Origin of the sequence: Streptomyces sp. NPDC056580 (genome assembly GCF_042793175.1) — a bacterium.
GTDB lineage: Bacteria > Actinomycetota > Actinomycetes > Streptomycetales > Streptomycetaceae > Streptomyces.
In genome coordinates, this window is sequence record NZ_JBHTVE010000016.1 from 114240 (window position 1) to 138177 (window position 23938).

General features: G+C 72.4%; 17 protein-coding genes. 13 read left to right on the top strand and 4 right to left on the bottom strand.

Annotated elements, in window-relative coordinates; translation table 11 throughout:
- Window positions 1-4: 4 nt before the first annotated feature.
- Window positions 5-1585, bottom strand: coding sequence for a cation acetate symporter (locus tag ACFQ9Z_RS31435; RefSeq protein ID WP_383027159.1), 1581 nt, complete (start codon window positions 1583-1585; stop codon window positions 5-7).
- A 53-nt stretch (window positions 1586-1638) separates the two neighbouring features.
- On the bottom strand, window positions 1639-2037 hold the full coding sequence (locus ACFQ9Z_RS31440; RefSeq protein ID WP_383026879.1) for a DUF485 domain-containing protein: 399 nt from the start codon (window positions 2035-2037) through the stop codon (window positions 1639-1641).
- 608 nt (window positions 2038-2645) lie between these two features.
- Between ACFQ9Z_RS31440 and ACFQ9Z_RS31445 the strand changes: the two genes are divergently transcribed.
- From ACFQ9Z_RS31445 to ACFQ9Z_RS31465, 5 genes are all read left to right on the top strand, one after another.
- Entirely contained in the window at window positions 2646-3434 is a 789-nt protein-coding gene (locus tag ACFQ9Z_RS31445) for an ABC transporter ATP-binding protein (protein WP_383026882.1), read from the top strand.
- Window positions 3431-6010, top strand: a complete 2580-nt coding sequence (locus ACFQ9Z_RS31450) for an ABC transporter permease (protein WP_383026886.1) — start codon at window positions 3431-3433, stop codon at window positions 6008-6010. The genes ACFQ9Z_RS31445 and ACFQ9Z_RS31450 overlap by 4 nt, the downstream gene beginning before the upstream one ends.
- A 222-nt stretch (window positions 6011-6232) precedes the next feature.
- On the top strand, window positions 6233-9790 hold the full coding sequence (mfd, locus tag ACFQ9Z_RS31455; RefSeq protein WP_383026889.1) for a transcription-repair coupling factor: 3558 nt from the start codon (window positions 6233-6235) through the stop codon (window positions 9788-9790).
- Window positions 9791-10326: 536 nt separating this feature from the next.
- Window positions 10327-11109, top strand: coding sequence for an HNH endonuclease family protein (locus ACFQ9Z_RS31460; protein ID WP_383026892.1), 783 nt, complete (start codon window positions 10327-10329; stop codon window positions 11107-11109).
- 166 nt (window positions 11110-11275) lie between these two features.
- Window positions 11276-12019, top strand: a complete 744-nt coding sequence (locus ACFQ9Z_RS31465; RefSeq protein ID WP_383026895.1) for an N-acetyltransferase — start codon at window positions 11276-11278, stop codon at window positions 12017-12019.
- A gap of 24 nt (window positions 12020-12043) precedes the next feature.
- On the opposite strand, the gene ACFQ9Z_RS31470 is transcribed toward ACFQ9Z_RS31465, so the two are convergent.
- Window positions 12044-12796: a hypothetical protein gene (locus tag ACFQ9Z_RS31470; protein WP_383026898.1), complete on the bottom strand. Its 753-nt coding sequence runs from the start codon at window positions 12794-12796 to the stop codon at window positions 12044-12046.
- 250 nt (window positions 12797-13046) lie between these two features.
- On the bottom strand, window positions 13047-13748 hold the full coding sequence (locus tag ACFQ9Z_RS31475; protein ID WP_383026901.1) for a hypothetical protein: 702 nt from the start codon (window positions 13746-13748) through the stop codon (window positions 13047-13049).
- Window positions 13749-13937: 189 nt separating this feature from the next.
- Here ACFQ9Z_RS31475 and ACFQ9Z_RS31480 point away from each other — a divergent pair, with 189 nt between their 5' ends.
- The 8 genes from ACFQ9Z_RS31480 (at window position 13938) to ACFQ9Z_RS31515 (ending at window position 23776) form a co-directional block, all read left to right on the top strand.
- On the top strand, window positions 13938-16007 hold the full coding sequence (locus ACFQ9Z_RS31480; protein WP_383026904.1) for an N-6 DNA methylase: 2070 nt from the start codon (window positions 13938-13940) through the stop codon (window positions 16005-16007).
- 147 nt (window positions 16008-16154) lie between these two features.
- Window positions 16155-16751 carry a hypothetical protein gene (locus ACFQ9Z_RS31485; protein ID WP_383026908.1) on the top strand — a complete coding sequence of 199 codons (597 nt, stop codon included), beginning with the start codon at window positions 16155-16157 and terminating at the stop codon, window positions 16749-16751.
- Between the two features lie 38 nt (window positions 16752-16789).
- Window positions 16790-18283: a protein kinase gene (locus ACFQ9Z_RS31490; protein WP_383027163.1), complete on the top strand. Its 1494-nt coding sequence runs from the start codon at window positions 16790-16792 to the stop codon at window positions 18281-18283.
- A gap of 122 nt (window positions 18284-18405) precedes the next feature.
- Window positions 18406-19233, top strand: a complete 828-nt coding sequence (locus ACFQ9Z_RS31495; protein WP_383026912.1) for a glycoside hydrolase domain-containing protein — start codon at window positions 18406-18408, stop codon at window positions 19231-19233.
- A 146-nt stretch (window positions 19234-19379) separates the two neighbouring features.
- Window positions 19380-20027: a SurA N-terminal domain-containing protein gene (locus ACFQ9Z_RS31500; protein WP_383026916.1), complete on the top strand. Its 648-nt coding sequence runs from the start codon at window positions 19380-19382 to the stop codon at window positions 20025-20027.
- Between the two features lie 121 nt (window positions 20028-20148).
- The gene (locus ACFQ9Z_RS31505) at window positions 20149-21117 is read left to right on the top strand and encodes a nucleoside triphosphate pyrophosphohydrolase (RefSeq protein WP_383026919.1); all 969 of its coding nucleotides are present in this window, start codon (window positions 20149-20151) and stop codon (window positions 21115-21117) included.
- Window positions 21118-21285: 168 nt separating this feature from the next.
- Window positions 21286-22584: a cytochrome P450 gene (locus ACFQ9Z_RS31510; RefSeq protein ID WP_383026922.1), complete on the top strand. Its 1299-nt coding sequence runs from the start codon at window positions 21286-21288 to the stop codon at window positions 22582-22584.
- Window positions 22585-22732: 148 nt separating this feature from the next.
- Window positions 22733-23776, top strand: a complete 1044-nt coding sequence (locus ACFQ9Z_RS31515; RefSeq protein ID WP_383026925.1) for a transglycosylase family protein — start codon at window positions 22733-22735, stop codon at window positions 23774-23776.
- Window positions 23777-23938: the final 162 nt, after the last annotated feature.

Genomic DNA, 23938 nt, shown 5'->3' on the forward strand with positions numbered 1-23938 from the left:
CGGCTCAGTCGCCCCTGCGGACCGCGCCCGCCAGGATCCAGCCCTCCACCGCCTCGTACTGGCGCCGCTGTTCCTCCGCCTTGCGGCGGCCGGAGACGACCGTGCCCAGCCAGCCGAAGAAGAAGCCGGCCGGGATGGAGACGATGCCGGTCGTGGTGAACGGGAACCAGTTGAAGTCGGCGTCGGGGAAGGCCGAGACGGGCGAGCCGGAGACGAGGTTGGTGCCCGGCATGAGCAGCAGCACCGTCAGCGAGCCGCCGAGCATGGTGCCCAGCAGCCCGGCGCGGGTGTAGCGGCGCCAGAAGAGGCCGTAGACGAGCGCCGGCGCGAGGGCGGAGGCGCCCAGGCAGAAGGAGAGCGTCACCAGCGGCTGCAGGCTGTGGTGCTGCACCAGGGTGGCCAGCAGGATCGTGGGCGCTCCGACGGCGAGCGCGGAGAGGCGGGCCAGGGCCATCTCCCGGCGGGCCGGCATCTCCCGCACCCGGGCGGCGAACACGTCGTGGGCGAGGGAGTTGGCGCAGGCGAGGATCATCCCGGCGACCGAGGCGAGCAGGGTCAGGAAGAGCGCCGTGGTGACCGTGGTGAACAGGAAGCTCTCCGCCGTGGAGACGTCCGCGCCGAACGCGGCCCGTGAGCCCAGCAGGTAGGCGGTGTTGCCCTGCCTGTCGGCCGCCGCGATCGCCGGTCCGCCGACCAGGGCGGTGGCGCCGACTGCGACCACCGTGATGACCAGGACGAACAGCGCCACCAGCGACACCGCCCAGGACAGCGAGCGGCGGACCTGGCGGGCACTGGAGGCGGTGTACATGCGCATGGTGACGTGGGGCAGGCAGGCGCCGCCGAGGACGATGGTCAGCTCCGAGGTGATCATGTCGAGGCGGGCGCCTGGGTGCCCGGCGAACTGCAGCCCGGAGTGCAGGAAGGCCGGTCCCGCGCCGCTCTGCCGCGCCGCCGCCTGGAACAGGGCGCCCGGGTCCCAGTCGAAGCGGTGCAGGATCAGCAGGGCGACGATGGCGCCGGAGCCGATCAGCATCACGATCTTCAGGATCTGGATGAGCGCGGTGCCCTTCATGCCGCCGATGGCCGCGTAGGCGATCATCAGCGTGCCGAGACCCACGACGCAGCCGGTCTTCAGGGACTCGTTGGTGAAGCCCAGGATGAACGCCAAGAGCTGCCCGGTGCCGGCGAGCTGCACCAGCATCAGCGGCAGCAGCGAGGCGATCGTCACGGCGCAGGCCGCGATCCGCACGGACCGGCCCGGCATCCGGCGGGCCAGCGCGTCGCCCATGGTGAACCGGCCCGCGTTGCGCAGCGGTTCGGCCAGCAGGAACATCAGCAGCAGCAGTGACAGGGCGGTGCTGAGGGCGAGTACGACCCCGTCGTAGCCGCACAGCGCGATCACCCCGCCGGTGCCGAGGACGGTGGCGGCGGAGATGTAGTCCCCGGCGATGGCCAGGCCGTTGCGCAGCGGGGACAGGGTGCCGTAGCCGGTGTAGAACTCGTCGAGGTCGTCGCGGTCCGGGCCGCTCATCACGCACAGCAGCAGGGTGAGGGTGGCCACGGCGGAGAAGGCGACCAGCGACATGGCCTGGGCGGAGCCGCTGAAGCCGGAGACGGCCGGCGGGAGGGCGTGGGCGGTCACCGCAGCGCTCCCCGCCGCGCGTCCAGTTCGGCCTCCTTGCGGATGCGGTCGGCGAGCGGGTCGACATGGCGGCGGGCGGTGTGCTCGTACAGGGCGATCGCCAGCCAGGTGACCGGGAGTTGGAGCAGGGCGAGCAGCAGGCCGGCCGGGATGCCGTCGGCGAGGTCCCGCGTCATGACGTGCGGGGCGTACGCGGACAGCACCAGGAACAGCGTGAAGTAGCCGAGCGCGGTGAGGGTGGCGGTGCGCCGCTGCCAGCGGTAGGCGCCGCGCAGCACGCGCAGGTCGCTGTGGTGGCCGAGGGGTGCGCGGGGCGGGGTGCGGTACGGGCGCACCGGCTCGGGCGGCGCCGGCTGCCAGGGGTAGGGCGGGGGGTGCGGGGAGTCGTAGGACATCCCGGGGCTCCTTGCGTGGCTCGGGTCCGCGGCGGCGGACCGCAGGGAGGTAGGGGGGTGGGTAAACGGAGTCACGCACGCTACTCGCGGGTCCGGCGGCGCGTGGGCTTTTCACCAAACTGGCCGGTCGGTATGCGCTTACTGCACCGAACCGTGTCCCGCCCGTGCTGTCACCCCTCGTCAACCAGCGCGTTCGCGGCGCCGCGCCCCGCGCCCGTCAGGCGCGGGACCGCCTCGCCGGCCCGTGACTTGATCCTGACGCCACGGGAGGGCGGAGCCTTGCCGGGCCGGAGGGTGGAGCGGACCCCGAGAGGGACTCCACCCAGCGGTGGACGACCCCTAGGGGTATCTCCGTACTCCGGGTCGGGGCGGGTTCGTCCCCCCGGAGGACGAGGAGGGGCCCGCCCCGTCCTTAACCTGGCTTTATGCCGCCGGGGGGGGGGCGGCTGACCGAACCGACGGGGGTGGGGTTTACCCCCGTACAACAGGGGGCTCCGCACCAGCGCGCGGCACGTGTGCCGCACGCCAGACTCAGCGGCGTACCCGGAAGCGGCGCACCGCAACGACGGGGCACCCACCGACCTGTCGACCGACATAGGAGACATACCGTGACATCGGCTGTGACCATTCCCAGGCACGGGGGCACTGGAGGGCCTACGGCCGTTGCCGCGCGGGCCCGGCAGGTCGTCAAGGCGTACGGGTCCGGCGAGACCCGCGTCGTCGCCCTGGACCACGTCGACGTGGACATCGCCCGCGGCGAGTTCACCGCGATCATGGGCCCCTCCGGGTCCGGCAAGTCCACCCTGATGCACTGCCTCGCCGGTCTCGACACCGTGACGAGCGGTCGGATCCACCTGGACGAGACCGAGATCACCGGCCTGAAGGACAAGAAGCTCACCAAGCTGCGCCGGGACCGCATCGGGTTCATCTTCCAGGCGTTCAACCTCCTGCCGACGCTGAACGCGCTGGAGAACATCACGCTGCCCATGGACATCGCCGGCCGCAAGCCCGACCGGGCGTGGCTGGACCGGGTGGTGGAGACCGTCGGGCTGGCCGGCCGGCTCAAGCACCGGCCCACCCAGCTCTCCGGCGGCCAGCAGCAGCGCGTCGCCGTGGCCCGCGCGCTCGCCGCCCGACCCGAGATCATCTTCGGCGACGAGCCGACCGGAAACCTCGACTCGCGCGCCGGCGCCGAGGTGCTGGGCTTCCTGCGCCGCTCGGTGACCGAACTCGGGCAGACCATCGTCATGGTCACCCACGACCCCGTCGCCGCCTCCTACGCCGACCGTGTGCTCTACCTCGCCGACGGCCGGATCGTCGACGAGATGCACCAGCCGACCGCCGAGCAGGTCCTGGACCGCATGAAGGACTTCGACGCCCGGGGGCGCACGTCATGACCGTGCTGAAGACCTCGATGCGCAACTTCGTCGCCCACAAGGGCCGGATGGCGCTGTCGGCGATCGCGGTGCTGCTGTCGGTGGCATTCGTCTGCGGGACGCTGGTGTTCACCGACACGATGAACACCACCTTCGACAAGCTGTTCCAGAGCACCTCCTCGGACGTCCAGGTCAGCGCCAAGGGCTCCTCCGACACCGGCGAGACGACCTCCCGCACCGGCAAGCCGCCGGTCATGCCGGCCTCCGTGGTCGACGAGGTGCGCGGCGCCCGGGGCGTCGCCGAGGCCGAGGGGACGGTGTTCTCCACCTCGGTCACCGTCGTCGACCGCGACCTGGACAAGCTCTCCCCGTCCAGCGGCGCCCCGACCATCGTCGGCAGCTGGAACGGCAACGACGCCCGCACCATGAAGATCACCTCCGGCGCGGCGCCCAAGGGCCCGGGCCAGGTCATGGTCGACGCGGACACCGCCGACAAGCACCACCTCGCCCTCGGCGACGAGATCGGCGTCATCACCGCCGTCGGCACGCACCACGCGCGCGTGTCCGGCATCGCCGCCTTCACCGTCACCAACCCCGGCGCGGCCATCTTCTACCTGGACACGAAGACCGCCCAGCGGACCCTGATCGGCCGGACCGGCGTGTACACCAACGTCAACGTCACCGCCGCCGAGGGCGTCAGCGACGCGCAGCTCAAGCGCGACGTCACCGCCGCGCTCGGCCGGGGCTACAAGGTGCAGACCGCCAAGGAGGTCGCCGACGCCAACCAGAAGAGCGTCCAGAGCTTCCTGAACGTCATGAAGTACGCGATGCTCGGCTTCGCCGGGATCGCCTTCCTCGTCGGCATCTTCCTGATCATCAACACCTTCTCCATGCTGGTCGCCCAGCGCACCCGCGAGATCGGCCTGATGCGCGCCATCGGCTCCTCGCGCGGCCAGGTCAACCGGTCGGTGCTCGTCGAGGCGCTGCTGCTCGGCGTGCTCGGGTCCGTGCTCGGCGTCGGCGCGGGTGTCGGCATCGCGGTCGGCCTGATGAAGCTGATGGGCCAGATCGGCATGCACCTGTCCACCGACGACCTGACCGTCGCCTGGACCACCCCCGCCCTCGGCCTGCTGCTCGGGGTGGTCGTCACCGTCCTGTCCGCCTACCTGCCCGCCCGGCGCGCCGGCAAGGTCTCCCCGATGGCCGCGCTGCGCGACGTGGGCGCCCCGGCCGACGCCAGGGCCGGGATCGTGCGCGCCGTCATCGGCCTGGTCCTGACCGGCGCCGGCGCCGCCAGCCTCTACGCGGCCGCTGACGCCGACCAGGCCAAGGGCGGCTCCGGCTGGCTGGGCCTCGGCGTGGTGCTCACCCTGATCGGCTTCGTCGTCATCGGCCCGCTGCTGGCCGGCGGCCTGATCCGCGTCCTCGGCGCGGTCCTGCTGCGGATCTTCGGCCCGGTCGGCCGGATGGCCGAGCGCAACGCGCTGCGCAACCCGCGCCGCACCGGCGCCACCGGTGCCGCGCTGATGATCGGCCTGGCCCTGGTTGCCTGCCTGTCGGTGGTCGGCTCCTCCATGGTGGCCTCCGCCACCGACCAGCTCGACAAGACCGTCGGCACCGACTTCATCGTCCAGAACGACAACGGGACCCCCGTCGTCCCGCAGGCGGTGCGGGCCATCAAGTCGACGCCGGGCCTGGCGCGGGTCACCGAGTACCGTCCGACCCTGGCCGACTTCACCACCCCCGACGGCAAGACGCTCAAGGACACCGACATCACCGCGGCCGACCCGACCTACGCGACGGACCTGCGCAAGAAGACCGTCGCCGGTGACCTCAAGGACGCCTACCTGCCCGACTCGATGTCGGTGCACGAGAAGTTCGCCGAGGCGCACGGCATCCACGTCGGCTCGAAGATAAAGGTCGCCTTCAAGGACGGCTCCGCCGCCCGCCTGACGGTCCGCGCCATCACCAGCAGCGACGACGTGATCGACCAGGGCGCCAAGTACACCTCCATCGCCACGCTCGCCAAGTACGTGCCGGCCGACCGGATGCCGCTGGACCAGCTCGTCTTCGCCAGCGCGAAGGACGGTCAGCAGGACGCCGCCTACAAGGCGCTCCGCTCGGCCCTGCACGAGTACCCGCAGTACACCGTCCGCGACCAGACCGACTACAAGCAGGCGCTGAAGGACCAGATCGGCCAGCTCCTCAACATGATCTACGGCCTGCTGGCGCTCGCGATCATCGTCGCCGTCCTCGGCGTGGTGAACACCCTGGCCCTGTCGGTGGTCGAGCGGACCCGGGAGATCGGCCTGATGCGGGCCATCGGACTCTCCCGCCGGCAGCTCCGCCGCATGATCCGCCTGGAGTCCGTGGTGATCGCGGTCTTCGGCGCCCTGCTCGGCCTCGGCCTGGGCATGGGCTGGGGCGCGACCGCGCAGAAGCTGCTGGCGCTGGAGGGCCTGAAGGTCCTGGAGATCCCCTGGCCGACGATCGTCACGGTCTTCGTCGCCTCGGCCTTCGTGGGCCTGTTCGCCGCCCTGATCCCGGCCTTCCGGGCGGGCCGGATGAACGTCCTGAACGCGATCGCGACCGAGTAGCCGCCCCGGACGGGGGAGACGGGGCACGGGGGAGCCCGGCGCCGAGAAGTCACGGGGGACTTCTCGGCGCCGGGCGCCGTCGTGCCGCGCCGCGTCCCCGAACCGGGCCGCCGTGTTCACTCCGCCGGGTGACGGGGACGCGGGCGACGTACCCTGGGAACCCCCGGCCCGCTCCGCGTGTCGGGTCATTCGCGTTGCCATACCCGGACGGAAAGCCTCCCCATGAGCCTGCACGGTCTGCTCGACGCCGTAGTCAAGGACCCCGCCCTCGCCGAAGCGATCGAGGCGGCGGCGGACGGCAACCGCATGCACGTCGACCTGGTCGGTCCCCCCGCGGCCCGCCCCTTCGCGGTCGCCGCCCTGGCCCGCGAGACCGGCCGTCCGGTGCTGGCGGTCACCGCCACCGGACGGGAGGCCGAGGACCTGGCCGCCGCCCTGCGCACCCTGCTGCCCCCGCAGACGGTGGTGGAATACCCCTCCTGGGAGACGCTGCCCCACGAGCGCCTCAGCCCGCGCAGCGACACCGTCGGCCGCCGCCTCGCCGTGCTGCGCCGCCTCGCCCACCCCAGCGCCGACGACCCCGAGACCGGCCCCGTCTCCGTCGTCGTCGCCCCCGTGCGCTCCGTGCTCCAGCCGCAGGTCAAGGGCCTGGGCGACCTGGAGCCGGTGGCCCTGAGAACCGGCTGGAACGCCGACCTGAACCAGGTCGTCGAAGCCCTCGCGGCCGCCGCCTACGCACGCGTGGAACTGGTCGAGAAGCGCGGCGAGTTCGCCGTGCGCGGCGGCATCCTGGACGTCTTCCCGCCCACCGAGGAACACCCGCTGCGCGTGGAGTTCTGGGGCGACGACGTCGAGGAGATCCGCTACTTCAAGGTCGCCGACCAGCGCTCCCTCGAGGTCGCCGAACACGGTCTGTGGGCCCCGCCCTGCCGCGAGCTGCTGCTCACCGAGGACGTCCGCACGCGCGCGCGTGCCCTCGCCGAGGAGCACCCGGAACTGGGCGAACTGCTGAACAAGATCGCCGAGGGCATCGCGGTCGAGGGCATGGAGTCCCTCGCCCCCGTCCTGGTCGACGACATGGAGCTGCTGCTCGACGTGCTCCCCCGCGGCGCCATGGCCGTCGTCTGCGACCCGGAGCGGGTCCGTACCCGCGCCGCCGACCTCGTCGCCACCTCCCAGGAGTTCCTGCAGGCCTCCTGGGCCGCCACGGCGGGCGGCGGCCAGGCGCCGATCGACGTCGGCGCGGCCTCCCTGTGGTCCATCGCCGACGTCCGGGAACGCGCGCGCGAGCTGGACATGATGTGGTGGTCGGTGTCGCCGTTCGCGGCCGACGAGACGCTCGCCTCCGCCGCCGACACGGCGGGCGACGCGGACACCCTCAAGCTCGGCATGCACGCCACCGAGACCTACCGCGGCGACACCGCCCGGGCCCTCGCCGACACCAAGGGCTGGCTCGCCGACGGCTGGCGCACCGTCTTCGTCACCGAGGGCCACGGTCCGGCCGCCCGCACCGTCGAGGTGCTCGGCGGCGAGGGCATCGCCGCCCGCCTGGACGTCGACCTCGGCGAGCTGAGCCCCTCCGTGGTCCACGTCGCGTGCGGCTGCATCGACTACGGCTTCGTGGACCCGGCGCTGAAGCTGGCCGTCCTCACCGAGACCGACCTCTCCGGCCAGAAGGCATCAGGCCGCGACGGCGCCCGGATGCCGGCCCGCCGCCGCAAGACCATCGACCCGCTCACCCTGGAGTCGGGCGACTACATCGTCCACGAGCAGCACGGCGTCGGCCGCTACATCGAGATGGTGCAGCGCACCGTGCAGGGCGCCACCCGCGAGTACCTGGTCGTGGAGTACGCCCCCGCCAAGCGCGGCCAGCCCGGCGACCGCCTCTACATCCCCACCGACCAGCTGGAGCAGATCACCAAGTACGTCGGAGGCGAGGCGCCCACCCTGCACCGCCTCGGCGGCGCCGACTGGACGAAGACCAAGGCGCGCGCGAAGAAGGCCGTCAAGGAGATCGCCGCCGACCTGATCAGGCTCTACAGCGCCCGCATGGCCGCCCCCGGCCACGCCTTCGGCGCCGACTCGCCCTGGCAGCGCGAACTGGAGGACGCCTTCCCCTACGTCGAGACCCCCGACCAGCTCACCACCATCGCCGAGGTCAAGGAGGACATGGAGAAGTCCATCCCCATGGACCGCCTGATCTGCGGCGACGTCGGCTACGGCAAGACCGAGATCGCGGTGCGCGCCGCCTTCAAGGCCGTGCAGGACGGCAAGCAGGTCGCCGTGCTGGTGCCCACCACCCTGCTGGTGCAGCAGCACTTCGGCACCTTCTCCGAGCGGTACGCGCAGTTCCCGGTGAGCGTGAAGGCACTCTCCCGCTTCCAGACCGACACCGAGGCCAAGGCCGTGCTGGAGGGGCTGAAGGAGGGCTCGGTGGACGTCGTCATCGGCACCCACCGCCTGTTCTCCTCCGAGACCAGGTTCAAGGACCTCGGACTGGTCATCGTCGACGAGGAGCAGCGCTTCGGCGTCGAGCACAAGGAGCAGCTCAAGAAGCTCCGCGCCAACGTCGACGTCCTGACCATGTCGGCCACCCCGATCCCGCGCACCCTGGAGATGGCGGTCACCGGCATCCGGGAGATGTCCACCATCACCACCCCGCCCGAGGAGCGGCACCCCGTCCTCACCTTCGTCGGGCCGTACGAGGAGAAGCAGATCGGCGCCGCCGTCCGCCGTGAACTGCTGCGCGAGGGCCAGGTCTTCTACATCCACAACCGGGTCGAGTCGATCGACCGGGCGGCGGCGCGCCTGCGCGAGATCGTCCCCGAGGCGCGGATCGCCACGGCCCACGGCCAGATGTCGGAGTCCGCGCTGGAGCAGGTCGTCGTCGACTTCTGGGAGAAGAAGTTCGACGTGCTGGTCTCGACCACCATCGTCGAGTCCGGCATCGACATCTCCAACGCCAACACCCTCATCGTGGAGCGCGGCGACAACTTCGGCCTGTCCCAGCTCCACCAGCTCCGCGGCCGCGTGGGCCGGGGCCGGGAGCGGGGCTACGCCTACTTCCTGTACCCGCCGGAGAAGCCGCTGACGGAGACCGCGCACGAGCGTCTCGCCACCATCGCCCAGCACACCGAGATGGGCGCGGGCATGTACGTCGCCATGAAGGACCTGGAGATCCGCGGCGCCGGGAACCTGCTCGGCGGCGAGCAGTCCGGGCACATCGCGGGCGTCGGCTTCGACCTGTACGTGCGCATGGTCGGCGAGGCCGTCGCCGACTACCGGCGGCAGCTGGAGACCGGCGAGATCGAGGAGGAGCCGCCGCTCGAGGTCAAGGTCGAGCTGCCGGTCGACGCGCACGTCCCGCACGACTACGCCCCCGGCGAGCGGCTGCGCCTGCAGGCGTACCGCGCCATCGCCTCCGCCAACTCGGAGGAGGACGTCAAGGCGGTCCGCGAGGAGCTCACCGACCGCTACGGCAAGCTGCCCGAGCCGGTGGAGAACCTGCTGCTGGTGGCCGGACTGAGGATGCTCGCGCGGGCGTGCGGCGTCGACGAGATCGTGCTGCAGGGCAACAACATCCGCTTCGCGCCGGTCGAGCTGCGCGAGTCGCAGGAGCTGCGGCTGAAGCGGCTGTACCCGGGCACGGTCATCAAGCCGGCCGCCCACCAGGTCCTGGTGCCCCGCCCGAAGACCGCGAAGGTCGGCGGCAAGCCGCTCGTCGGCCGCGAACTGCTGGGCTGGGTCGGCGAGTTCCTGGCCTCGATCCTGGGGTCGTAGCCGCCCGACCGCGGGACGGGAGCGGTCGGGCCCCCGGTCCCGCGGCCGGCTTTCCGTCCCGCGGCCGGTCTCCCATGCGGTGGCCGGGCTCCCGTGCGGCGGCCGGGCTCCCGTCCCACGGCCGTGCTCGCGGGCGGCGGCCGGTGACGTCCCGCCGAGTCGCGCGAACATCGCCCCGACAACGGCAGTCACGCCCCTTTGAGTCCCATCTGCTGTGCGCCGAAGGCCCGTTACGGTGGACGCGGACACGATCCGCCCACACATCAGGGCGGACAGGGCGGACAGGGCGAGCAAGGGGGACGCACCGTGACGCGTCTGAGGGGCGGGGCGGCCATCGCCGCGGCGGTCGTCATGGCGGTCTCCGCAAGTACCGGGAGCCCAGCAGGCGCATAGCCCTCGCCAACGACCTTGTGTTGGCGGCGTAGATGTCTCACGGTGAAGTGCCTCATGACTGGGGTATGCGTTCCGCCAAGCTGTGTCTCACGGGTGACGGGTTCCGGCTCGGTGGACGAACGGGCCGGTGGAAGGGCGGGGAAATGACAGAGCGCGCGAACCGGGCCGTTCGTGCGGCGGCGGCCGGCTGTGCGGCGTTGGTGCTCGGTGCGGGGCTGGCGGGGTGCAAAGCGAGCGATCTGCCGGAAGCGAAGAACTCGCCGGGCGGCGGATCAGCGACGTCGGCGGGCGCGCACGGCACCAGCCCCCTCGTAGACCCTGACGGAACGAAGCCGGGGCTGGCCGCGATCACCTCCCGGAAGGACAAGGACGCGGCGCGGGAACTGATTTCCGAGCTGGCCACCAAAGGGCGCGGCCCGAAGACGGGCTACGAGCGCGAGAAGTTCGGTTACGCATGGATGGACACGGCGGACGGCGTACCACTGGCGCACAACGGCTGTGACACCCGGAACGACTTGCTGAAACGCGATGGCCAGAAGGTCACCTTCCGGTCCGGTTCGGACTGCGTGGTCGTCTCGATGACCCTGTACGACCCGTACACCGGCAAGGACATCGCCTGGAAGAAGGCGAAGGCCACCGAGGTACAGATAGATCATGTGGTGCCGTTGTCGTACGCCTGGCAGATGGGGGCTTCCCGCTGGAGCAAGGACAAGCGGGAGCAGCTGGCCAACGACGTGCTGAACCTCTTGCCGGTCTCGGGCTCCCTCAACGCCTCCAAGAGCGACTCCGGGCCTGCGTCCTGGCTGCCGCCGAATAGGGCGATCCGCTGCTCGTACGCGGTGCGGTTCGCGCAGGTCGCGGAGAAGTACAAGCTCCCGGTAACGAGTCCTGACAAGAGCATGATGCTGCGGCAATGCGGAGCCTGAGCCTGCCGTTCCCGGAAATGAGACCTGTTCGCCTCCGTGCCGGCCGACCGCAGGGTCACGCACATGTGGGAGGGGCTGGACACGGTCGACCGGGCAGGTCTTGAGCACGACTACGGGTCCGCCAACCGGTTCCCCGGGGCGGTCCGCACCGCCTACGGTGACCGGCATGGACGTGAAGGTGACCAGCCTCGCCGAGCGGCCCGACCGGCTCGCGGCGGTGCTCGCGATGGCCGACACCTGGCCCGAGTTCGTGACCAACGACCCCGTGGGCAACGCCCACTACGGCCGCATCCCCACCGAGCTGCCCGAGTACGCGCTGTTCGCGCAGGACGGGCGCGGCGAGGTCGTCGCCCACGCCTACAGCGTCCCCTTCCGCCTGGACGCCGAGGGCCGCGGGACCCTGCCCGCCCGGGGCTGGGACCAGATCCTGCTGTGGGCCTTCGCCGACCTGCGCCGCGGCACCCGCCCCGACACGGTCGGCGCGATCTCCGTCGTCGTCGCCCCGCACGCCCAGGGGCGCGGCCTGTCCGCCGTCATGCTCTCGGCGATGCGGGACAACGCCCGCGCCCGGGGCTTCCGCGAGGTCGTCGCCCCGGTGCGGCCCAGCGCCAAGCACCGCGAACCGCGCACGCCGATCGCCGAGTACGCCCACCGGGTCCGCCCCGACGGCCTGCCGGAGGACCCGTGGCTGCGCGTGCACGTCCGCGCCGGCGCCACCGTGGACCGCGTCGCCACGGCCTCCATGACCGTCGGCGCCTCCCTGGAGGAGTGGCGCCGCTGGACCGGACTGCCCTTCGACACCCGGGGGGACGTGGAGGTGCCCGGCGCGCTGGTCCCGGTCCACTGCGAACCGGAGCGCGGGTACGCCGTCTACGTCGAGCCCAACGTGTGGATGCGGCACCCGCTGTGATCCGGCGCCGGGCCCGGCCCGGACTCAGCCGCCCATGGCGTCCAGGTCGATGATCTTCCCGGCGGGCTTGCGCGCCGGCACCGGCTTGTCGTAGTCGCTGAAGGACAGGCGCACCGGCTCCTTGGCGCCGGGCGCGCTGTCGACCCGCAGCAGGTACGGCTTGCCCTCGGTCGCCACGTACAGCGTGTAGCGGTCCTTGCCGTCCTTCTCGTGCAGCACGATCGCCGGGGTGCCGTCGACGGAGGTGGTCCCGCCGCGGGTGGCGTCCGAGCTGACGTCACCCGCGCCCGCCAGCACGGAGTTCAGGTCGCAGAAGCCGGCGATGTCCTTGGCGTCCTGCCCCTTCACCGCCATCTTGGTCCACTTCCCGGCCAGCATGTTCACCGCCGCGTCCGTGTCGGCCTTGGACTCGCCCTTGCTCTGGGCGCGCAGGAACGCCTCGTCGTACTTCATGTAGACGGTGCTGCCGGTCTTGATCAGGTCGGCCTTGCCCTGGCCGCCCATGCTCATCGTCCCGGCGCACTCGCCCTTCTTGTCCAGGGCCATGTCGAGCCCGATCGTGCCCTTGCTCTCGTCGTCGGCGACCTCGCCCTTCATCCGCAGCGACGCGGCCCCGGTGGTCGCCTTCAGGGCGCGGTCGGCGATCTGGCCGCCGCTCAGCCCCGCGAACGGGCCCTTCGGCTTGCTGTCCGCCTTGTCCTGCCCCGGCAGACAGCCGGTGATTCCCGCGGTGGCCGCGGTGATGAGGCAGATGGCGGCAAGTGCGGTTCGGCGCATGACAGTTCCTTGCTGGGAGAAGTGGAGTGGGTGGTGGTGACGCGTGGTGCGGTGCGCGCGTGGTGCGGTGCGCGCGTGGTGCGGTGCGCGCGTGGTGTGGTGCGCGCGTGGTGCGGTGCGGTGCACCGGCGCGGGGCCGCGACGGTGGGGGGTGGCGACGGTGCGGCCGGTGGTGCGGGCCGGTGCCGGTCCCGGTGCCGGTCTCAGTCTCGGTCCCGGTCCGGCGCGGCGGCGGTGGTGAACGGGACGGTCAGGCCGTCTTCTTCCAGTTCCCGCAGCCGGTGGTCTTGAAGTAGGCGTCGCCGGCGGCGATGGTGACGACGGCCGTGCCCTTCACGTTGTTGTTGGCGATGATCGAGTCGAGCCCGTGCTCGGCGTCCTTGGCGCGCTCCCAGTAGCAGGAGCCGTCGCTGTTGCCGGCCGACCGGTAGGTGCCGGGCGCGATGTCGGCGCCGACCTCGAACATGCCGCCGTCGCCGTCCATGGAGGAGGCGGGCGAGCCCTTCGCCTTCGCGGCGACGGCCTCCCAGTCGGCGCAGCCGTTCGACTTGAACAGCTTGTCGCCGGCCTTGACGGTGACGTAACTCGTGCCCGAGACGTTGTCGTTGGCCAGGATCGAGTCCATCTCGCCCGAGGCGTCCTTGGCCCGCTCCCAGTAGCACATGCCGTCGGTGTTGCCGGTCGTGCGGTAGGTGCCGGGCTTGATGTCGGAGCCGACCCGGAACTCGCCGTCGCCCTCGAAGGCGGCCTTCTTCTTCGCGTCGGCCCTGCCGCCGGAGTCCTTCCCGGCGACCGGGTCCCGCTCGGCGCCGGGCCGGTGCGCGGCGGACGCCGAGGCGTCCCCGCCGCTGCCGGAACCGCCGTCCTTGCCGTCGTCGGCGTTGGCGGACACGGCGGCGATGACGGCAACCCCTACGACCGCGCCCAGCGCGATCTTGCCCTTCATGCCCATGGCGGAACCCCTCCCCGGTACGGCGACCGCCCCCTCCGGCTGGCCGCTCGTTCGCTGGGTCAATAAGACCAGAGCGTGTGAACCGAGTCAACACGATTCACAGATGTCGAGCGATACACGTCCGTGAATGCGGTTTCCCCGTGTACGTCGGTATGCTCGGCGCACAACGGGACGAGGGGAGTCGGGCCGGTGCAGGACAACGCGACAGAGGTGACCGCCGCCGGTATCGCGCGGCTCGCCGGAGTGGGCCGCGCCGCCGTCAGCAACTGGCGCCGCCGCCACGCCGACTTCCCCAAACCGGTCGGCGGCACCGAGACCAGCCCGTCCTTCGCGCTCGCCGAGGTGGAGGCCTGGCTGCGCGAGCAGGGCAAGCTCGCCGAGGTCCCGCTGCGCGAACGCGTCTGGCAGCAGCTCGCCGGGCACCCCGAGGGACCGGTCACCGCGCTGGTGCACGCGGGCTGCGTGCTGCTGCTCATCCACGAGAGGCACACCGCCTGGCTGGACGTGAGCGCCGGTTCCGACGAGCGGCTGGCCGCGATGCTTCCGGGTGCGCTAGAGCGGGTGCTGGGTGTGAACACACCGCTTCCCGCGAACACCGGCGCCCCCGCTCACAGCCCGCCTCCTGCCCACACGCCCGCGCTGCGCACCCCGACCGGCCCCCAGCTCCTGCCGTCCGTCCCCCTCCTTCGCGGTGCCGCCGAACTGGCCGCCGAGACGGGCACGCGGCAGACCTTCGAGTTCCTGCTGGGCCGGCACCTGGACGCCAGCCCGCGCCAGTACACGCTCACCCCGGCCGAACTGGCCCGGCTGATGGCCGACCTCGCCGGCCCCGCCCGCACCGTCCTCGACCCGGCCTGCGGCACCGGCGCCCTGCTGTGCGCCGTGGGCGACCGCCCCGGCCAGGAGCTGTACGCCCAGGACGGCGCCCCCGACCTCGCCGCCCTCACCGCGCTGCGCCTGAGACTGCGGTCACGCGCCACCGTGCACGCCGCCGCGGGCGACACCCTGCGCGCCGACGCCCACCCGGAGCTGCGCGCCGGCGCCGTGCTGTGCCACCCGCCGTTCAACGAGCGCAACTGGGGCCACGACGAACTCGCCTACGACGCGCGCTGGGAGTACGGCTTCCCGGCGCGCACCGAGTCGGAGCTGGCCTGGGTGCAGCACGCGCTGGCCCGGCTGGCCGACGGCGGCACCGCCGTGCTGCTCATGCCGCCGGCCGCCGCCTCCCGGCGCTCCGGGCGCCGGATCCGCGCCGACCTGCTGCGCCGGGGCGCGCTGCGCGCCGTGGTCGCGCTGCCGGCCGGGGCGGCGCCGCCGTACAACATCCCGCTCCACGTGTGGGTGCTGCGCCGGCCCGACCGGACGCCCGCCGCGCCCGAGGTGCTGCTGGCCGACACCGGACGGTTCGCCGGCGGGGCGCGCGGCGGCCCGGACTGGCAGGCGGTGCGGGAGGCCGTGCTCGACGCCTGGCACGGCTTCGAACGCGCCGGGCGGCTGGCGGAGCGGCCGGGGCTCGCCCGGTCCGTGCCGGTCATCGAACTCCTCGACGACGACGTGGACCTGGCCCCCGCCCGCCATCTGCCGCCCGCCGCGGCCGCCGACGGCGCCGAGCAGCTCACGGCCGTGCGCGAGCGCCTCGGCGAGACCCTGCGGCTGACCGCCGACCTCACCCCGCCCCCGGTCGACCCGGCGCCGCCCGCGCGCTGGCCGCTCACCACCGTCGGCGAACTCGCGCGCGGTGGCACGCTGGTGCTGCGCACCGGCGGGACCGGCGGCCGTGCGCGCGTGCCCGTGCTCACCGACCACGACGTGCTCGCCGGAACGGCGCCCTCCGGGACGCTGCCGGAGAGCGACGAGGAAGCCGTGCTGACGGAACCGGGCGACGTCGTCGTGCCGGTGCTCGGCGGCGGCTCGGTGGCGCGGGTGATCGACGAGTCGACGCGGGGCGCCGCGCTGGGCCGCAACCTGGTGCTGCTGCGGCCCGATCCGGCGGCGCTCGACCCGTGGTTCCTGGCCGGCTTCCTGCGCGGCACCGCCAACCACCGCCAGGCCAGCAGCTACGCCTCCACGGCCACCCGACTGGACGTGCGCCGCCTGCAGCTTCCCCGGCTGCCGTTCGGTGAACAGCGGCGCTACGGCGAGCGGTTCCGCGCCCTCGACGAGTTCGAGCGGGCCGTACGGCACGCGAGCCGGCTCGGCGAGCAGCTGGTGCGCGGGATGTACGACGGGCTCACGGACGGCACCGTCGCGCCGGATTGACGGTGTGGCCGGACAACGGTTCGGTACAACCCGGACCACTTGTCCGTGCCTGGCCATATGCTCGAAGCGACCATCGCACGAGTGGTGTCAGCCCGGCGGAGCACACCGGGCGGACAGGCACGCCCATTTCAGGCATCAGGAGCAGCCATGCAAGGCCACGGCTACGCACAGCCGGTGAAGCAGCCGCCGCACAACGCGTGGCTGGTCCTCGTGCGGGTGCTGCTGGTGGCGTTCGGTGTCCTCAGCGCCGGCTTCCTGGCCTGGGCGATGCTGCTGCGGCTGGCCGCAGTCACGCGCAGGTCCCTGGACTGGGGCCTGTTCGTGGCCGGACTGGCGGCGGACATCCTCGCCGTCGCCCTGGTGGGCAGCGAGCCCGGTGACGAGGTCCACACCCCCGGCGGCTACGTGGGCATGACGCTGCTGCTCGGCGGCCTGGTGGTGATCACCGTCTACTACCTGGTCGCGGAGATCCGCCACTACCAGCGGCTGCGCCAGACGTACGTGAGCGGAACGGTCTCCGGCTACGGATACCCGGGGCCGGCGTCGCCCTTCCTCGCGACGAGCGTGCCGCAGACCCCCGTACCCGTGCCGCCCCCGGCGCACCACACGCCCGTGCCGCAGCATCCGCCGGTCGCCCCGCCGCCGCAGCGCCCGGCGCCCGCCCGCATCGACCAGGTGCGTGCCGAACTGGACGAGCTGAGCGACTACCTGCGCAAGCAGGACGGCCACGAGGGCGGACGGTGAGCGTGGCGGCGGGACGTGTCGTCGCCGGACGCTACGAACTGTCCACGCTCATCGGCCAGGGCGGCATGGGCCAGGTGTGGACGGCGTACGACCAGCGGCTGGACCGGCGGGTGGCGGTGAAGCTGCTGCGCCCGGACAAGGTCGCCGGGCAGGAGGCCGAAGAACTGCGCCGCCGCTTCGTGCGCGAGTGCCGGGTGACCGCGCAGGTCGACCACCCCGGCCTGGTCACGGTGCACGACGCGGGCAGCGAGGGCGAGGAGCTGTTCCTCGTCATGCAGTACGTCGACGGCGCCGACCTCTCCGACCACCTCGCCGAACACGACCCGTACCCGTGGCAGTGGGCGGTGGCGGTGGCCGCGCAGCTGTGCGCGGTGCTGAGCGCGGTGCACGCCGTGCCGATCGTGCACCGGGACCTGAAACCGCGCAACGTCATGGTCAAGCAGGACGGCACGGTCACCGTCCTCGACCTCGGCGTGGCCTCCGTCATGGACACCGACACCACCCGCCTCACCCACACCGGCTCCCCGATCGGATCGCCCGCCTACATGGCGCCCGAGCAGGCCATGGGCGGCGCGGTCGGCCCGTACACCGACCTGTACGCGCTCGGCGTGCTGATGCACGAACTGCTCAGCGGAGACGTGCCGTTCGCCGGCTCCACCGCGCTCGGCGTGCTGCACCGGCACCTGTACGAGCCGCCGGTGCCGGTGCGCCGCATCCGCCCCGAGGTACCCGAGGCGCTGGAGTCGCTCGTGCTGCGCCTGCTGGCGAAGGACCCGCAGCACCGGCCGGACTCCGCGCAGGAGGTCTACGAGCACCTGTCGCTGCTGCTGCCCGCGCGCGGCATGCCCACCGGGGCGCCACTGGACCCGACGCGTCCCTTCCTGCGCCCGCACGCCCCCTGGCCGGACCGCGCGCGCACGCCCGCGCCGCGGCCCGCTCCCGTCACGCCCGCGCCGGCCGTGGCCGGGAAGCCCGACGTCGCCGCCGCCGTCGACGAGGTCAAGCGCCTGCTGGGGGAGGGCCGCATCACCCAGGCCGTGGACATACTCGGCGCGATCCTGCCCGCCGCGGCCGAACAGCACGGCGAGCGCTCCCCGGTGGTGCGCACCCTGCGCAAGCAGTACGCGGCCACCCTGCTGGACGACGGCCAGTACCGGCGCGCGCTGCCCGAACTGCGCCGCCTCGCCGACGAACGCGCCGCCGAGGCCGGCCAGGCCGACCCGCAGTCGCTGCGCTTCCGCTACGAGGCGGCCCAGTGCCTGGAGCAGCTCGGCGAACCGGCGGCGGCGCTCGCCGAGTACCGCGCGCTGCTGCCGTACTACGAGAACCAGTACGTCTCCGGCGACCCGGAGCTCGCCCACGACGTACGCCGCCGCATCGGCCATCTGCTGCTCGCCCTCGGCGACCGCCCGGCCGCCCACGACACGCTGGCGCGGCTGCTGATGGACGTCGAGCGCTTCCGCGGCCCCGGTGACCCGCTGGCCGCGGAGATCCGCCGGACCCTGCAGTGGCTGGGGCAGGTGCGGGGCTAGTCTTTGCCGTTGCCTGAGGGATTCTTGTGCACTGCACGGGATCATGTTTCCCGAACGCATGACCGGCACCGAGTACGTTGCCGTTCGTTTTTCCACGCACTTTTGAGCAGGGGTGGGGTTCCATGGCCGGTCACCGGCAGTCGAAGAGGCGCAGGTACATCACGTGGGGCGTGGCGGGGGCCGCCGTCGTCGCCGGCGCCGGCATCGCCGCGCAGACCTCGATGGCCGCCACCTCCTGGCCCGCGCAGAAGACGTTCACCGGCCGCGCCTTCGACACCTGCACCGCGCCCTCCAAGGCGACGATGAAGGCCTGGCACACCGGTTTCTACGGCGCGGCCGCCGTCTACGTGGGCGGCAAGAACCGCGGCTGCGCCCAGCCCAACCTGACCTCGTCCTGGGTGACGTACGTCAGCGGCCTCGGCTGGAAGCTCATACCGATCTACGTCGGCGCCCAGCCGCCGTGCCAGACCGGCTCCAACCCGGAGAAGCTCACCGCGTCCACCGCCGCGGCCCTCGGCACCAGCGACGCCGAGGACGCCGTGGCCAAGGCCGCCGCGCTCGGCATGAAGCCCGGCAGCGCGATCTACCTGGACATGGAGCCGTACGACGTCACGAACAAGTCGTGCAACGACGCCGTGCTCACCTACGTCCGCGCCTTCGACAAGGAGCTGCGGGTCAAGACGTACCGCGCCGGCTACTACGGCTTCACCAGCTCCAGCGCCAAGGCCGTCGCCACCGCGAGCGACAAGACCGACCTGCCGGGCAACCTCTGGTACGCGCTGTGGGACAAGAAGAACACCACGACCTCGGACTGGCCCTGGGGTGCCACCCAGTTCACCGGCCACAGCCGCGCCCATCAGTACATGGTCAACAGCAAGGAGTCGCACGGCGGCGTCACGCTCACCGTCGACCGTGACGCCTGGGACGCGCCGGTGGCCATCACCGGCTGACCCGCGCCCCGGCCCGGGGCGGCGCGGCGGTGCCCGAAGCGGGCGCGAATCGTTGGTCGAATGGGTTGGCCACAGGCTGCCCACTGCCTAACATCGATCACCGCAAGACTTTGTGCACCGCCGCACAAGCTCCCTGGGAGGTCTCCTTGCACCGCCGCCGTCGCACCGCGCTCCTCCTCTCCGCCGCGATCGCCGCCGCGGCACCCGTCCTCACCGCCTGCGGGAGCGAGGCGCACCCGGGCGCCGCCGCGGTCGTGGGCGGACAGCGGATCACCGTCGCCCAGCTCGAGGGCCGGGTCGGCGAGGTACGCCGGGCGCAGCGGGCCGCGGTGCAGGACGAGACCCAGTACCAGCAGGTCCTCGCCTCCACCGGCAGCCTCACCCGGGACACCCTGCACAACATGGTCCTGGACCAGGTGCTGCACCGTGCCGCACAGGACGAGGGGATCGCGGTCACCCGCAAGGAGGTCTCCCGGATGCGGGCCGGCCTGGAGCAGCAGGCCGGCGGCGCCAAGGGCCTGGAGACCGCCTGGCTGCAGAAGTACGGCATCGCGCCCGGCCGCCTGGACGACAACCTCCGGCTGCAGCTGGAGGCGCAGAAGCTCGCCGCGAAGCTCGGCACCGACACCACGCAGCCCGCCTTCTGGAAGGCCCTGTCCCGGGCCTCGCAGGAGCTCCACGTCGACCTCAACCCGCGCTACGGCTCCTGGGACGTGCGCAAGAGCACCCGCGTGGACGCCAAGACGCCCTGGGTGCGGGAGGTCACGACGACCGGGGCGGGGCAGCAGGCCTAGCGGGCCGGCGGAACGGTACGGCAGCGGGCCGGCGGGTGCTGGTCGGTCATACGATCACACGCCGTCCCTGCCCTGTGGACAACCGATCCCGCCGTTCCCGCCGGTGGGTTACGTTCGGATCGTGAACGCAACCAGCCCCGAGCCCGCCCCCGGCCGCATCGTCCTGCTCACCACCAGCCACCGTGTCGCGCCCGGCCTGCTGTCCTGGCCCGCCTGGCAGGCGCTGCGCGCCGCCGACGCCGTGCTGTGCGCGGACGGCGCCCATCCGCAGCTTCCGTATCTGCGGGAGGCCGGGATAGCCGTGGCGCAGGCGTCGCCCACCGCGCAGGAGCTGGTCGACGCCTGCGCGGGCGGGCGGACGGTGGTGGTCGTGGCCACGGGCGAGGGGGAGCCCGCACTCACCGACGGCCTCGCCCGCCTCGCCGGTTCCGGCCGGTTCCGGATGCCCGAGCTGGAGCTGCTGCCCGCCTCCTACGACCTGCCCGGCGCCCGCTTCCTCGACCTCGTCCAGGTCATGGACCGCATCCGCCTGGAGTGCCCCTGGTCGTCCCGGCAGACCCACCTGGGCCTGGCGAAGTACGGCATCGAGGAGGCGTACGAGCTGGTCGAGGCGATCGAGGCCGGTGACCGCGAGGAGCTCCGCGAGGAACTGGGCGACGTCCTGCTCCAGGTCGTCTTCCACTCCCGCATCGCCGAGGAGGACCCCGAGGCGCCGTTCTCCGTCGACGACGTGGCCGGCGGCATCGTCGCCAAGCTGATCCACCGCCACCCGCACGTCTTCGGCGACGAGACGGCCGAGACCCCGGAGGACGTCAAGGAGCACTGGCTGCGCACCAAGGCCGAGGAGAAGCGGCGCACCTCGGTCACCGAGGGCGTCCCCCTCGGCCAGCCCGGTCTCGCCCTCGCCGCCAAGCTCGCCTCCCGCACCCGCACGGCGGGCCTGGAGGTGCCGCTGCCCGAGGGCGAGGGCATCGGCTACGAGCTGCTCGCCCTGGCCGTCCGGGCGGAGGCGGACGGCGTGGACCCGGAGGCGGCACTGCGGGCGGCGGCACGGGTGTACCGGGACGCGATACGGGCCGCCGAGAGCTGACCCCCGCCCCGGACCGCCGCGCGCCGGGGACGCGGCCCGCCCTCTCCGTCCCGTGCGCGGGCGGCCGGGGGGCGTGCGGGAAGCGGTGGTTGAGCGAGGGTGCGGGCGGGCACGGGTGCGGGCGGTGGCCGGGGCGGAGCGGCCGTCCGCGACCGGTACCGTCGGGGAGTGACCCACCAGCCCGACCAGCCCAACCCGCCCAGCGCCGCCCCGGAACTGTTCACCTGGGAGTTCGCCGCCGACCCCTACCCCGCCTACGCCTGGCTGCGCGAGCACGAGCCCGTGCGCCGGACGCGGCTGCCCAGCGGGGTCGAGGCCTGGCTGGTCACCCGGTACGCCGACGCCCGGCAGGCCCTCGCCGACCAGCGGCTGAGCAAGAACCCCGCGCACCACGACGAGCCCGAGCACGCCAAGGGCAAGACCGGCATCCCGGGCGAGCGCAAGGCCGACCTGATGACGCACCTGCTGAACATCGACCCGCCGGACCACACCCGGCTGCGCAGGCTGGTCAGCAAGGCGTTCACGCCCCGCAGGGTGGCCGAGTTCGCGCCCCGCGTGCAGGAGCTGACCGACGACCTGATCGACCGGTTCGCCAGGACGGGCTCCGCCGACCTCATCCACGAGTTCGCCTTCCCGCTGCCCATCTACGCTATCTGCGACCTGCTCGGCGTCCCGCGCGAGGACCAGGACGACTTCCGCGACTGGGCCGGCATGATGATCAGGCACGGGGGAGGGCCGCGCGGCGGGGTCGCGCGGTCGGTGAAGAAGATGCGCGGCTACCTCGCCGAGCTGATCCACCGCAAGCGTGCGGCGCTGCCGGCCGAGCCCACCCCGGGGGAGGACCTGATCTCCGGCCTCATCCGCGCCTCCGACCACGGTGAGCACCTCACCGAGAACGAGGCCGCCGCGATGGCCTTCATCCTCCTGTTCGCCGGCTTCGAGACGACCGTCAACCTCATCGGCAACGGCACCTACGCCCTGCTCACCCACCCCGGACAGCGCCGGCGGCTGCAGGACTCCCTGGCCCGCGGCGAACAGGGCCTGCTGGAGACCGGCGTCGAGGAACTGCTGCGCTACGACGGCCCGGTCGAGCTGGCAACGTGGCGGTTCGCCACCCGGCCGCTCACTCTCGGCGGGCAGGAGATCGCGGCCGGCGACCCGGTGCTCGTCGTCCTGGCCGCCGCCGACCGGGACCCGGAGCGGTTCGCCGGCCCGGACGTCCTCGACCTCGCCCGCGGGGACAACCAGCACCTCGGCTACGGCCACGGCATCCACTACTGCCTGGGCGCCCCACTCGCCCGCCTGGAGGGCCGGACCGCACTCGCCACGCTGCTCACCCGCCTGCCCGACCTGCGGCTCGCGGCCGATCCGGCCGATCTGCGCTGGCGCGGCGGGCTCATCATGCGCGGGCTGCGCACCCTGCCCGTGGAGTTCACCCCGGCCACGGAAAAGGTCGTACGACCTTGAACATGACGGGCGTTCAACTTCGTGATCTTCATGTGATCTGCGCGGCATGAACTTGTGACAAGTGATCGTGTGCCTATACGTTCACCCATCAGCGCGGCCCGAGCACCATGCGCCGCGCCGGTCCCGTTGTCGCACGAAAGGCTTCCGCATGCTCTCCGGGAACGGTCGTCACCGTCGCCCCCGTCAGGCTCCGGCTCTTCTCGTCGCGGCCGGAGTGACCGGCTCAGCCATCGCCATCCCGCTCCTCGGCGCCGCGAGCGCCAACGCGGCCGACGGCACCACCTGGGACAAGGTGGCCGAGTGCGAGAGCGGCGGCTCCTGGAGCGCCGACACCGCCAACGGCTACTACGGCGGACTGCAGATATCCCAGGAGGACTGGGCCGCCTACGGCGGCACCGAGTTCGCCGCCACCGCCGACCTGGCCAGCCGCTCGCAGCAGATCGCCGTCGCCGAGAGGATCCTCGCCGACAAGGGCACCACGCCCTGGGCCACCTGCGCCCTGCTCTCCGGCCTGACCTCCGACTCCGGGTCCCTGAACGTCGACACGGGCGTCGGAGGCTCCGGGAAGTCCGACACGGGCAAGCCGGACTCCGGCGACGAATCCGGCTCCACGGACCCGTCCGGTTCCGCCGGTGACTCCGAATCATCCGGTCTGCCGGACTCCTCCTCGTCCGGCACCCCCTCGTCCGACCCCTCCTCGGACGCGGCCGGCAAGACGTCCTCGGACGCGGGCAAGCACACCGGCTCCCAGAAGCAGGACAAGGGTGCGAACACCCCCGATCCCGGCGAATCCACCTCCCCGCGCGTCGGGGGGTCGCAGGCGAGCGAGTCCGCGACTACCGACCCTGTCGAGGAGGAGTCGGACAATTCGTTGCAGGCGGGCGGTTCTTGGAGCCTCGTCGACACCGGGGCGCTCGGTAGTGGCGGACGTCACCGCGGTGAAAGTGCGGACGAAAGCGTGACAAACGGTCAGGAGGTCGCCTCGTCGGGCAAACACGCCTCCGGGGGTGCGGACACCTACACGGTCCGCCAGGGCGACACCCTCGCCTCCATCGCCGACTCCCTTCACGTGGACGGCGGATGGCACCGTCTGTACACGCTGAACGAGAAGGCGGTCGGCGGCGACCCGGACAACATCTCCGCCGGTCAGACCCTGGTAGTCGGTAACGAAACGGGCGAAAAGCAGGGGTAGTTGACGCCCGGATTGATCACTGATGTCCGTTTCGGTGAAAGTGTGGGATGAGTCTCAGAAGCCCTGATCGTCTTTGAAATTCCGTCGATCACGTGTCTACGGTCGTGACTGCTCGTCACCACGAGCCCCGGCTGTCGCAACGCCGAATCCTGCCAGCGGCCG

What these genes read in the sequence shown, in the direction of transcription:
- ACFQ9Z_RS31435 (WP_383027159.1), bottom strand. Translation starts at nt 1,585, where the DNA reads ATGTCGCTGGTCGCCTTCTCCGCCGTGGCCACCCTCACCCTGCTGCTG.
- ACFQ9Z_RS31440 (WP_383026879.1), bottom strand. Translation starts at nt 2,037, where the DNA reads ATGTCCTACGACTCCCCGCACCCCCCGCCCTACCCCTGGCAGCCGGCG.
- ACFQ9Z_RS31450 (WP_383026886.1), top strand. Translation starts at nt 3,431, where the DNA reads ATGACCGTGCTGAAGACCTCGATGCGCAACTTCGTCGCCCACAAGGGC.
- mfd (WP_383026889.1), top strand. Translation starts at nt 6,233, where the DNA reads ATGAGCCTGCACGGTCTGCTCGACGCCGTAGTCAAGGACCCCGCCCTC.
- ACFQ9Z_RS31460 (WP_383026892.1), top strand. Translation starts at nt 10,327, where the DNA reads ATGACAGAGCGCGCGAACCGGGCCGTTCGTGCGGCGGCGGCCGGCTGT.
- ACFQ9Z_RS31465 (WP_383026895.1), top strand. Translation starts at nt 11,276, where the DNA reads ATGGACGTGAAGGTGACCAGCCTCGCCGAGCGGCCCGACCGGCTCGCG.
- ACFQ9Z_RS31470 (WP_383026898.1), bottom strand. Translation starts at nt 12,796, where the DNA reads ATGCGCCGAACCGCACTTGCCGCCATCTGCCTCATCACCGCGGCCACC.
- ACFQ9Z_RS31475 (WP_383026901.1), bottom strand. Translation starts at nt 13,748, where the DNA reads ATGGGCATGAAGGGCAAGATCGCGCTGGGCGCGGTCGTAGGGGTTGCC.
- ACFQ9Z_RS31485 (WP_383026908.1), top strand. Translation starts at nt 16,155, where the DNA reads ATGCAAGGCCACGGCTACGCACAGCCGGTGAAGCAGCCGCCGCACAAC.
- ACFQ9Z_RS31495 (WP_383026912.1), top strand. Translation starts at nt 18,406, where the DNA reads ATGGCCGGTCACCGGCAGTCGAAGAGGCGCAGGTACATCACGTGGGGC.
- ACFQ9Z_RS31515 (WP_383026925.1), top strand. Translation starts at nt 22,733, where the DNA reads ATGCTCTCCGGGAACGGTCGTCACCGTCGCCCCCGTCAGGCTCCGGCT.